This window comes from Verrucomicrobiota bacterium (genome assembly GCA_016871535.1).
Classification (GTDB): domain Bacteria; phylum Verrucomicrobiota; class Verrucomicrobiia; order Limisphaerales; family SIBE01; genus VHCZ01.
In genome coordinates, this window is sequence record VHCZ01000191.1 from 1 (window position 1) to 11,959 (window position 11,959).

6 protein-coding genes are annotated in these 11,959 nt (G+C 60.5%); 2 read left to right on the plus strand and 4 right to left on the minus strand.

Annotated features, from left to right (window positions below; translation table 11 throughout):
- Positions 1–676: 676 nt before the first annotated feature.
- Positions 677–1,621: a hypothetical protein gene (locus FJ398_20160; protein ID MBM3840233.1), complete on the plus strand. Its 945-nt coding sequence runs from the start codon at positions 677–679 to the stop codon at positions 1,619–1,621.
- A 72-nt stretch (positions 1,622–1,693) separates the two neighbouring features.
- Here FJ398_20160 and FJ398_20165 read toward each other — a convergent pair whose 3' ends face one another.
- Entirely contained in the window at positions 1,694–2,740 is a 1,047-nt protein-coding gene (locus FJ398_20165) for a galactose mutarotase (protein MBM3840234.1), read from the minus strand.
- Positions 2,741–2,779: 39 nt separating this feature from the next.
- A complete protein-coding gene (locus tag FJ398_20170) occupies positions 2,780–4,171 on the minus strand; it encodes a sulfatase (GenBank protein MBM3840235.1) in 1,392 nt (463 codons plus the stop codon).
- An 855-nt stretch (positions 4,172–5,026) separates the two neighbouring features.
- On the opposite strand from FJ398_20170, the gene FJ398_20175 reads away from it, so the two are divergent.
- Positions 5,027–6,190 (plus strand): TraB/GumN family protein, encoded by a 1,164-nt coding sequence (locus FJ398_20175; GenBank protein MBM3840236.1) that lies wholly within the window; start codon positions 5,027–5,029, stop codon positions 6,188–6,190.
- Between the two features lie 363 nt (positions 6,191–6,553).
- Here the strand turns inward: FJ398_20175 and FJ398_20180 are convergent, their stop codons facing one another.
- Both FJ398_20180 and FJ398_20185 read right to left on the minus strand, forming a co-directional pair.
- Positions 6,554–6,754 carry a hypothetical protein gene (locus tag FJ398_20180; protein ID MBM3840237.1) on the minus strand — a complete coding sequence of 67 codons (201 nt, stop codon included), beginning with the start codon at positions 6,752–6,754 and terminating at the stop codon, positions 6,554–6,556.
- A gap of 337 nt (positions 6,755–7,091) precedes the next feature.
- Positions 7,092–11,486 carry a PDZ domain-containing protein gene (locus FJ398_20185; GenBank protein ID MBM3840238.1) on the minus strand — a complete coding sequence of 1,465 codons (4,395 nt, stop codon included), beginning with the start codon at positions 11,484–11,486 and terminating at the stop codon, positions 7,092–7,094.
- Positions 11,487–11,959: the final 473 nt, after the last annotated feature.

The following is an 11,959-nucleotide window of genomic DNA, read 5'->3' on the forward strand; positions in this document are numbered from 1 at the left end:
AGAATTGTATTCTGCGGGGCGTCTCCCAGTCCGAGCACGCTGGGACTTGCCGGCGCCCTGCCGATTGGAAATCGGCGATACCGCAGATTGAAAATCTGCGCTACGGTTCTCCGGTCGATCTGTCGTCCATCCCACGGTCTGATCAGTATAGCCGAGCCTTCTTCGATGGTATTGGCTCGGCCTCGCCCCACGCTTGCGGGCGTTTGACAACTCAGGAGGTGTGGCGAAGAATGATTCCATGCCTCGGTTCCTGAGCTTCGATTCAAAGCTTTGGAAATGGGCCTTTGCGCTCGCGGCCGCAATTCCAATTGTCGTGACCCTAACAACCCTCGTCCTCGCGATCCAATCGAACTTGGAGCCGCGATGCCAGGGAAAACGAGTAAGCCAGTGGCTAAGTGGTCCGTTTCGTAAATACGCTCACGTTCGTTGCGCCCAATTTGGCCTGGGGCAAGGCGCGACGAGCGAGCATCCCCCGCCAGTGGGGCTGTGACCGAGGAGCAACGCAGCCCCAGGCAAAATTCGGCGCAACCCGAAGGGCGGCAGTTCTTTTTCTCCAGACTTCGTTGCTTGCTCCTTACAGACCGTTGATGGGTATGCTCGTCGCTCGCGCCTCGTCTGGCCGAAAAATCCCTTGCCGCGAACGTGAGCGTATTTATGAAATGGACCACTAAGGGAGTTGGCTTACATCAATAGTGGCAAATCTGCTCAAATCACAACACTGAACACTGCTACCGGGCTGGTCGAAGTCATTCACTATCCAGCGCGTGGTGTTCGCGGCGGGTCGCCCTTCGCGGCGTGGACCGCGGTCGTACTGTCCGGACGAACCAATTCTGGTACTCGACTCGTTGCAGTCAAAAGCGGAGGCACAAATCTCTTCCTCCTCGCTTACCGGACTAACAACACTCCTTCATTGGCCCCGGCTGAAGCATTGCGGCAAATTGGCAGCAAAGCCGTGCCCTATCTGATCGCAGCTCTGAAGCGGCAAGATTCTGTTGTCTCGACCAACTACCGGCGATTTTATGCGTCGCTCCCAGTGAGAGTATCCGAGTTGCTGCCTTTCCCTTCTTTGCCCGCCGCGGAGATTCGCCAAGCGGCGGCGGCAGCCCTTGGCGAACAAGGGACAGCAGCCACGCCGGCAGTTCCTGCGCTCATACAGGCCAGGCAAGATCCGGATGTCACGGTTCGATTGAATGCATCTCGTGCGCTGTGGAAACTGAACCAGAAGGATCGCGTAGTGAACCAACAATTGCTGGCGCTTCTCATACCCAGCACATCGCACGCAGAAGCGATCAGTTTGGTGACGCAGTTGAACCTGCGCGGCCCGAAGGCAGTTGAAGCATTAGTTCGAGCAGTCGAGGATGCGCATGTCTCTATCCGCCGCGAGGCCATCGAAACTCTGAAAGATATGGGCCCAGATGGAGGCACCGCTGTGGCGACGCTTGCCAGATCCTTATCCGATACCAATAAGATGATTCGGTATCTCGCGTTGCGCGCTCTGGAAGAGATCGGGCCGGCGGCGGTGGTCGCGCTACCGAGCATTGAAAGGGCTCAAGACGATCCCGATGAAATGATTCGGTTCAGCGCGGCCCTGGTCGCGGCAAGACTGCGAGGCAAGGAATGACGGGCACAGAACGGCCAACGCACCCTGATCTCAGGCACGGATTCCAGTTAGAGTCACGAACTCCTTATCCGGTCATTTCACACTGAATCGGTGCACCGTCGTCTGGGTGTATCTCTGGCCGGGATTCAGAATCACGGGTGGGAAATAAGGTCGGTTGACTGAATCCGGGAAGTGCTGGCATTCGAGACAGAACGCGGCGTGCTGGCGATAAACCTTCCCGCCTTTGCCCGTAAACCGGCCGTCGAGGTAATTCGCCGTGTAGAGCTGAACGCCCGGTTCCGTCGTCAGGACTTGCATCACGCGGCCACTCTTCGGGTCGCGGGCTTCGGCGGCGAGGGTGAGTTCGCCGGGATGCGCTTTGTTGAGCACATAGTTGTGGTCGTAGCCAACCGGCTTGTTCGTCAATTGCGCGAAACGAGAGCCGATAAGCGTGGGCTTCGTGAAATCCATCACCGTGCCGGCCACGCGAAGAATTTCTCCGGTCGGAATGCTCGTCTCGTCCACGGGCGTGTAGAAGTCGGCGTTAAGCCGCAATTCGTGCGCCAGGATGTCGCCATGGCCGGCGCCGGCGAGATTGAAATAGGAATGGTTGGTCAGATTGATCGGCGTGGGTTGGTCGCACGCGGCGGAGTAGTCGATCTGCAGCTCGTTGTCGTGCGTCAACGTGTAGGTGACTTCGATTTGGAGATTCCCCGGATAGCCTTCCTCGCCGTCCGGGCTGAGGTAACTGAACTTGATCGCTTCGCCTTTCGCGCTCTTGACGGGCACGGCGCTCCAGACCTTTTTGTCGATGCCTTTGGGGCCGCCGTGGAGGTGGTTCGGACCGTTGTTGCACGCGAGTTGATACGCCTTTCCGTTCAAAGCGAATTTGCCCCTGGCGATGCGATTGGCGAACCGCCCGGTCGTGCACCCGAAATGAGGGTGCCCTTTCACGTAGCTTTCCAAATCCTCGAAACCGAGGACGACGTCGCCCAGTTTGCCGTCGCGATCCGGCACGTGAAGTTCCGTCAGCAACGCGCCGTAGGAGGTCACTTTCGCTTTCAGCCCGTTCTGGTTCACGAAAGTGAAAATCTCGACGGTCCGTTCATCCGCCGTTTTGCCGAAGATAAATTTTTCCACGTTAAGGTTCTCCTGTCTCAGAGGGTGTTTGTGATTCGGTTAATTGGCTTCAAGGCGCGCATCCAACTGCGGTTTGCCCGGCACGAGATTCAGGCGATGCCGCTCCCATTCCCGCGCCAGATCCGCCAGCACGTCCGGATGGTTCTTGGCGACGTTGTGTTTCTCGGATGGATCATGGCCCAGGTGAAAAAGCAGCGGCGGGTCATGCTTCTCCGGCTTCGGGACGCCGTAACCTGTCTGCGTCAGGTAATGCGCCTTGAAAGGTCCTTTGCGAATCGCGAAGAGCTCGGTGTCGCGGTAGTAAAAGAAGACTTCGCGTTTGCTCTTTCCAGTGCCGAACAAGATCGGCGACAGGTCCACGCCGTCAATCACTCGGTCGCTCGGAATCGGCGCTTTGGCTAGAGCGAGAAAAGTTGGAAAGAGGTCCAACGTGGAAGCCAGTTCATGAGAGACGGCGCCGGGTTTGATTTTGCCCGGCCACCACGCGATGCCCGGCTCCCGCATGCCGCCTTCCCAGGTGCTGCCTTTGCCGTCGCGCAACAAACCGGCGGAACCGCCGTGCTCATTGAACGTCAGCCAGGGGCCGTTGTCGCTGGTGAAGAAAACCAGGGTGATGTCCGCGAGCTTCTCCCGCCGGAGCGTGTCCAGGATTTGGCCGACCGACCAATCGATTTCTTCCACCCCATCGCCGAACAATCCGCGCCGGCTTTTGCCCAAGAACTTTTCCGAGGCGAAGAGCGGCACGTGAGGCATCGTGTAGGGCAGATAAAGAAAGAACGGCCGCGTTTTGTTTCGCCGGATGAACTGAATGGCTTCCTCGGTATAACGGCGCGTCAAGGTCGCCTGGTTCGCGGGCCGTTCGAGGATGGATTCATCGCGCATCAGCGGGACTTGCCAGTAATCGATTTTCGGATCCAGGAAAACGGCTTGGCCCAGTTTCGAGTCGGCCACGCGATCCATGTCGTTCGAGTAAGGCAGGCCAAAGTAGGAGTCGAATCCGTTTTGCGTCGGCAAATATTGAGGGCGATGACCCAGGTGCCATTTGCCGATGCAAGCGGTCGCGTAGCCTTTGGTTTTCAGCGCTTCGGCGAGCGTGATTTCTTCCGCGGGCAAACCGCCGGCTGAATTCGGAAACAGGACTCGGCGAGTATCGCTGCACAGGCCGCTCCGAACCGCCAGCCGTCCCGTGAGCAGGGCCGCCCGGCTCGGCGTGCAAACGGGCGCCGCCGAATAGAAGTCCGTGAAGCGCATCCCTTCCGCCGCCATGCGATCCAGATTGGGCGTGCGGATCGTCGGGTGGCCGTAGCAACCGAGGTCGCCGTAACCGAGGTCATCGGCAAACAGGATGACAAAATTCGGCGAAGTCGCGCGCCGAGTCGCGGCCTGTGTGGTTGCGGCTTGAAGCAGGCCAAACGAAATCAATGCGAGCAGGCAACCCTCAAACAAACGACGCTGGAGCGAGGCTCCCGCCGAGCGTTTCGTCTCTTCCGTGGGCCGAAGCCGTAACCCCGTTGGGGTTGATCCCGTGTTCTCGGCATTCCCCAGGGTAGCTCGTTCCTCGCAACCCTGGGCTTTGCGTCGGAATCCCGTTGAGATTCTAGCCGGCCGAGTTGCGTGAAAGGAGCAGGCCGCGAGCACGCTCGCCCCACCTTCACTAAGGGTCTGTGCAAAAATAACTTCCGGTTTTGGCGGGAGCGCCGCCTGGCCGGATGCAAGGCGCGAGGAGGGAGCATCCCCGTTTTGGGGCTGTGACCGACGAGCAACGCCGCAGCCGGCCAGGCGCCGCCCCGCCCCGGAGGGCTGGGGCGATTTCGCTTTCTGGCTTCGTTTCTCCTCAGTCGCAGAGCCCTGGCTATGCTCCTTCGTCGTGCCTCGCCAGAAAGCGAAATCGCCTCCAGCAAAACCGGAATTTATTTTTGCACAGACCCTTAGAGCGTGTCCGAAAATTGCGCGGGGTCCTGCGGCGAGGGATTTTGGCTGTGGCCAAGGCGGCGAGGTCCGAGCATCCCCAACGCGGGCTGTAAGGACCGAGCCAACGCAGGCCACGGACAAAAGACCCGCCGCCCGGAGGGTTTTCGCGCCAAAGGCCGCCTGGCTTCGTTGCTCCTCAGTCGAAGATCCAGGGAGGATATTCTCCTTCGTTGCGCCTCGCCATCCGGCCTTTGGCGCGAAAACAGGACCCCGCGGAATTTTCGGACACGCTCTTAGGCCGCTTCAACGCTACGCTCGCCGGCGGAGAGTGCGCGGAAGCAGCCTGAAGGCTGCGGTCCGCACGGTTTTCGATTCATGGCCCGCGAGCAGGTCCGTGAGGAACAGGAGCTTCCCTTGAACAGGATCTTGAGATTCGCCGCCCGCGCCGCCCTCCTTCTTTTGATCGTCGCCCTGGAAGCCCAGGCGCAATCTCCCCGGCGCCAGGATTTCCTCTGGGTCGTCACGAACCGAAACGCGACCGTCTATTTGTTGGGTTCCATCCACGCTTTGCGGCCGTCCGATTATCCGCTGCCGGCGGCGCTCGACCTGGCGTTCTGCGACGCGAGTCGCGTTGTGTTCGAAATCAAGTATGAGGAACTCAATTCGCCGCTGGGCTTGAGCTACGTTTCCTCGCGGTCAGTTTATCCGAACGGCGAATCGATTCAGCAGCATATCTCGCCCGAGACGTATCAGTTGCTCAAGAATTACCAGCTTCAGACGGGGGCGAATTTCAGCGACAGTTACCGGCCCTGGTACGCGCTGGCGCTGATCAGCAACCAGGAAATCAAACGGCTCGGTTACAACGACCTCCTCGGCGTGGACCGGCATTACTACGACCGCGCGAAGGCCGATCGCAAACCCATCCTCGCGCTGGAGACCCTCGCGTTCCAAATCGACCTCCTGGCCGACGCGCCGGCTTCCCAACAGGAGAAAGAACTCCGCGAGTTGCTCGCGGACCGCGGCGGTTTTGCGCAAAGCCTGGGCGAACTCGTCGCGACCTGGACCTCAGGCGACCTGGCCGGATTTGCCCGGATCGTTGACCGAGATCGCCGCGCAAGCCCGGAGGCGCACGCCCGCATTTTCACCGACCGCAATAATCTTTGGCTGCCCCTGATCGAAGCCTGGTTGAAGGAAGATCAGGTGACGCTCGCCATCGTTGGCGCCGGTCACTTCGTCGGAGATGATGGCATTGTCAATTTGCTCCGGAGGAAGGGTTACTCAGTCCGGCAACTTCCCCTGCTGCCGACTCGACTTCTGACCGTTACTCGCGCCCAAGACGGCGCGACCGAACTCAGCTTCGACGTGATCACAGGTCACAACTATGCGATCGAGGCTTCAGTCGATCTGCTCACGTGGAGTGTGATCCACAATTTCGTCAGTTCGGCCACGACGCGGAATTTTCTGGACGTGTCCGCGCGTAGCCAGGCGCACCGGCTCTACCGGTTGAAAAACCTGGACGAGATCGCGGCGCCTTACTGATCAGACCGTGGGATAGAATACACTTTGTTGCGTCGCATTTGGGCTCAGGCGCGACGAAGGAGAATATCCCTGGTGGATCTTCGACTGAGGAGCAACGAAGCCAGAGCCCAAATGCGGCGCAACCCGCAGGGCGAGGGGTCTTTTGGCCCGCCGCTTCGTCGCCCGCTCGTTGTGGATCGCAGGGATACACCGCCTCGCGCGCTCCTTGCGGCTGGCCAAAATCCCTCCTGGCAAAGTGTATTCTATCCCACGGTCTGATCAGTAAACGGACGTGAAGCCATTCGGACCGCGGATAGCGCGGATGGGCGCGGATCAGTCAAGATGGGATCTTCTATCCGCGCAATCAGCGTGATCGGCGGTTTGTCATGGCAGAGAATCGGGGCTGTTTGAAAATGCTCCGACCGAGTTCTCTGTTCGGTGCAGGCGCTGACTGAACCAACCCAGCTTTTCTTTGTTGGTGTAGTAAAGCAGCCCGATGATCCGCATTTCAACAGTCAACCAGTAGAGGCTGAGAAAGCTTGCGACGAGGGCAGGCAGAAGCGGTATTTCGATCATTCCCATCACGCGCTCGAAAAAAGTCGCGATGGCGACGGCAGCGCCGTGATTCGGTCTGGCCCTGCATCCGGGCGGATCGTGTATGTGCGGCCATCCCGGCGACGGACTTTGGCGGCGCCGTCACGATCGGAGGCGTCCAAGACTGCGTTGGGAACCCGGTCCAGCTCTCGAACCGTGAATGTCTTCATGGCCGACAATTTGTCGGCATTCGGACCACCCGTCAGGCTGAGACAACCTCTATGGCTCGACGTTTCGGTTATGACGAAGTTCGCCGCTCATCAAATCGTCACGCTAAAATCTAACCTCGCAAATCCATTGTCAGTCAGCCAAACCAATTGACGGTCTCTCAGTCGCTGGCATCGGGGTTCCAATCGCCGCGGTAAAGTCGATGTTCTCTTTCCTGATTCCGCTGAGATTTTTCCTCCGCCTCAAGCGCTTCGATCTCTTCCGTGGTCATCACGGTGTCGGGAACGATTGGATCGGATTCAACCCGAAGGGTTCGCGCGATTTCCGTGCCGTCCACCGCGAGCACGACGCGATATGTCCCTGGCCCTACGGAAGGCGCCGCGCCGCCTCGACCCCCCCCGCCGCTGCCGCCGCCACGACCGATTGCGCCGCCTTCGCTGGCCCCGGCTCCACCGCGACCGGATCGAGGTCCGATCCCTGGCGCCACAGCCGAAGCCGCTCCGCGCGCGAGGCTGTTGGTTGAGCGCGGCGCGGCGCCTCGAAGATCCCAGACCAGGCGATGCAACCCGGGCTCTTTCCGGGGCGCAAGCTCGCGCAGCGTCGCCCCGTTGATATCGACGATCTTGAGCGAGATGCGATCGGCCTTCTTGGGAAGCGAATAATAAATCTGCGCGCCACTCGCCGGGTTCTGGCCGACGAAACGGCGGTTCGTTCGGCCGCGCGCCGGTTCGCTGCGCCAGCGGACGGCCGGGCCGGGCTGATAAAGCGCGGGCTGGTCCGCCAGATACTCCGCCTTGATCTGACGGAGAGACGACACGTCCAGCACCCACAGGCTGCGGCCATGCGTGGCGGCGACGATCTCGCCGTTCTCCGGGTGGAGGGCGAACTCATGCACTGCAACGGTGGGTAAATTCGCGCCGAGCCTGTTCCAATAAACTCCCCGATCCAGCGAAAACCAGGCGCCGAACTCCGTGCCGAGGAACAGCAGGTTCGGATTCTCGAGATCCTCGCGCAACACGCGTGTCGAACCCCAGGGCAAATTGGACCGAAGCGATTTCCAGGTCTTGCCGAAATCTTCGGTGACGTACACGTAAGGTTCATCGTCGTCCGAGCGATGGCCGTCGAAGACGACGTAAGCGCGGCCTTCGACAAAGCGGGACGGTTCGATGCTGGCGACCCAGCGAGGTCCCCTCGCCGGTCCTTCCACCTCCGCTGCGCTTCGGGGGGACGAGCCGGCCACCTTCGCCACGGTCCCCCTCTCTCTGTCCCTGTCCCCCTCGGAGGGGGAGAGGCTGTCCGCAGGACGGGAGAGGGGGCCGTTTGCGGTGAGGGGCTTCAAACTTTCCAATCCAATATTCCGCACGATATTCGTCCACGTTTTGCCGCTGTCGCGCGTGATCCAGAGCGCGCCGTCGTCCGTGCCCGCGTAAAGCACGTTCGGATTTCGCGGCGATTCCGCGAGGGCCGTCGCGCTGCCCCATTTCGTGAGCGTAATCTCCGGCGAGATGATTTGAAGATTGTTGCCGCGATCGAGCGAGCGGAAAACGTAGTTTCCTGCCGAATAGAAAATGCGCGAGTTATGGCTGGAAAGAATGAACGGCGTGTTCCAGTTGAATCGATACGCGGGCGCGCCGTCGGGGCGTTGCGGGCGGATCGACACGCGTTCGCCCGTGCGGACGTTGCGCCGGAAGATCGCGCCGTTCTGGCTTTCCGCATAAATCAAATCCGGATCGTTCGGATCGACGCGGCAGACGAAGCCGTCCCCGCCGCCGATGGACATCCAATCTTCGTTGATGGGCCCGGCGCCATCGAGTCCCGCGCTGGGGCCGCACCAGGAACCATTGTCCTGCAAACCGCCCGCGAGGTGATACGGCTGCTTCGGGCAAATGGCGACGTGGTAAAACTGGCCGAGCGCCATGTGATTGAGGTGATCCCAGTTGGCCGCGCGATCGTAGGTCGCGTAAAAGCCGCCGTCGGTGCCGACGATCATGTGGCGGCCATCCCGCGGATTGATCCAGAGCGTGTGCTGATCCGCGTGGATGCCGCGCCCGCCGTCCGGCCGGAAAATCTTCCCGCCGTTCGTCGAGCGGTAAAGCTGCACGCCCAAAACGTAGAGGTAGCTATCATCACCGGGATCGACGCGGATTTTGCTGAAGTACATCGGACGCGGGTTGACGCTGTTGATGCGCGTCCAGGTCTCGCCGCCGTTGGTGGATTTGTAAACGCCGCCGTAATCGAAGCTGTTCGGCCCTTGCTCGTCCTGCACGTTTTCCATTTGGCCGCCCAACGACGCGCCGGAAGGCCGCGTCTGGCTGGGACCGCCGGTTTGGGAGCGCTCGGCCAATGGCACTTCAATCTGATGGCGCTCCTGGTCGCGAAGCACCTGGAGCTTCAGTTTGTCGCCCGCTCGGTGCGCGCGGATTTCCGCGACGAGTTGCCCGTATTTGTCGATGGCCTTTTCGTTGACCGATTGCACGAGGTCGTCCGACTTGAGCCCGGCTTTGGCGGCAGGACCTTCGGCCACAATCGAAGTGAGCCGGACGCCGTTCGCCGCGTCTTCTCCCGTGACACCGAGATACGCTCCGCTCGCCGGCGCTCCTCCACGCCCGCCGCGCTGGCCGCGTCCGCCGCCCGGACCGCCCGCCGGACGCTCGGCCAGAGTGACCTCGATTTCCTGAGGCTGATCGTCGCGGAGAATTTTGATCTTCACTTTGTCGCCGGCGTTGCGGGCGCGGATGTCGTCGAGCAATTCGCTGTAGCTTTGAAGGGCTTTGTCCGCGATGGCCAGGATCACATCATCAGATCGAAGTCCTGCGCGATCGGATGGTCCATTCGGCACAACACTGGTGACTTTGGTCCCGTTCTCTGCGTCTTCGCCAGCCAGACCGAGATACACACCGCCCGCCCCTCCCGGAGTCACGGGGCGGCGCTCCAGCGTGAGGACGATCTCCAGAGTTTTGTCGCCACGGAGCACCTTGAGTTTGAGTTTGTCGCCGACTTTGTGATTGCGGATTTCCTCGTTGAATTGCTCGGCCTGAGTGATGGCTTTGCCTTCGATGGTTTGAATGAGGTCGTCGGGTTGCAGGCCCGCTTTGGCGCCGGGGCCATTTTCCACGACTCGCGCCAGGCGAACGCCGCTTTCGGCGTCCTCGCCAAAGATCCCGGCGTAAACGGCGATGCCCGTTCGCGGCGGCGTGCCCATGCCGATCTTCTCGGTGTCAATGATCGCGAAAACAATGTTCGGATCCTTGCGATACCAATCGAGGCCGATGCGCCCCATGTTGCACGTCGGGAGTCCGCTGGTGAGTTTGCGCCAGCTTTTGCCGCCGTCGGTGGTTTTGTACAAACCCGAGCCCGGCCCCCATTTCTTGATCGGATCGTACGTGTCGTAGCCATCCGGCATTGGGTCGCCCGGATGCGAGTCATAGCCGTCGCGCAGGCGCTCCCAGGTCGCGGCGATCAATGTGTCCGGATCGGTCGGGTGCATGCGCATGTCGATGACGCCCGTCTTGTCATCGACGTAAAGAACCTTTTCCCAAGACTCGCCGCCGTTGGTGGTTTTAAACACGCCGCGTTCTTCGTTTGATCCGTAGAGACGTCCCAGCGCCCCGACATAAACGACGTTGGGGTCTTTCGGATGGATCAGGACGCGTCCGATCTGAAAAGATTTCTTCAGCCCCATGTTTTTCCAGGTCTTGCCGCCGTCGGTGGATTTATAGACGCCGTCGCCGTAAGAGACGGAGTTGCGCGGATTGTTCTCGCCCGTGCCGACCCAGACGATGTTCGGGTCCGAAGGCGCGACGCAAACGGCGCCAATCGACACCGTGGTTTCGCGGTCGAACTGGTGAACAAACGTGATGCCGTTGTTGGTGGTCTTGAGCAACCCGCCGGAAGCCGTGGCCACCCAATACGTGCAAGGATCGGACTCGACGACTGCCAGGTCCACGGAGCGTCCGCCCATGTTCGCAGGGCCGATGGAGCGCCAGGTCAAGGCCCGGAGCCAGTTCGTGCCAAGCGTGATGGCTTTCGGTTCGGGAGCGTCAACTCTGGCTGATGCGTTGGCCGCCGGCGCCCCGCCCTGCAACTCTTTGACGGCGCGGATCAATTCCTGGATTTGCTTCTCGATCTGTTCGAGGCGTTGTTGGTCCCTCGCCGTGAGCGGCTGTTCTTGCGCCAGAGCGGGGAAAGAGTTCGTAGTGAGCAGGGTCACGAGTGCCAATCCGATCAGGATTGCCCGAAAGGTCCCTGCACCAAAGTGGCCTCGGAGCAGCGCAGCCACTCGTCGGTTTCGAGACCCCTTCCCCCTCACCCCGGCCCTCTCCCCAGGGGAGAGGGAGAACGGTTTTCCGTCGCTCGCCCAAAACAAGCGCGTCGAACAGCACTCAGGCCGGCATGCAAGCCTCCCTCTCCCTGAAGGAGAGGGCCGGGGTGAGAGGGAAGTGAGCGCTGTTCTGCTCATAGGATGCCAAGAATGCTCCGGCGCTGAAGAGGCGATTTTTCGCAGTCCTCGGCAGGTACAGTCACACGGGGAAGGTGGGGTTACTGGGGTTTTCATACTGGTTTCATGACGGTTCAAATCGCGGTTGAGGTTTCTGCACGGCGGTTTTTGCGTAGCTCGGACTTACAGACTACCCGGATTGGTCGGAATAATCACGGCCCGCGACGGTTTTTGGACTGCGGCGGCAGAGCGCAGCGGCGACAGCGCTTTTCGATGGGTGCCAAAGCGGCGTGGCGCTTCGCTTCCCGCCGCAGTCCAAAAGCTTTGGTTCCGGTCTCGCCCGCGCCGGGCCGTATCGCCGAGTTGCAATCGGCGGCAAGTTGCCGCCGAGAACGGGCTGGTAGCCCGTTCCACCCATTCTCAAAACCCGCTCTTAGCTTAGTGGTCCATTTCATAAATACGCTCACGTTCGCGGCAAGGGATTTTTCGGCCAGACGAGGCGCGAGCGACGAGCATATCCCGAAGTGGATCTGTAAGGAGCAAGCAACGAAGTCTGGCGAAAAAGAACTGCCGCCCTTCGGGTTGCGCCG

Excerpts from the sequence above, each read along its gene's own strand:
- FJ398_20175 (MBM3840236.1), top strand. The coding sequence starts at position 5,027 with ATGGCCCGCGAGCAGGTCCGTGAGGAACAGGAGCTTCCCTTGAACAGG.
- FJ398_20185 (MBM3840238.1), bottom strand. The coding sequence starts at position 11,486 with ATGAAAACCCCAGTAACCCCACCTTCCCCGTGTGACTGTACCTGCCGA.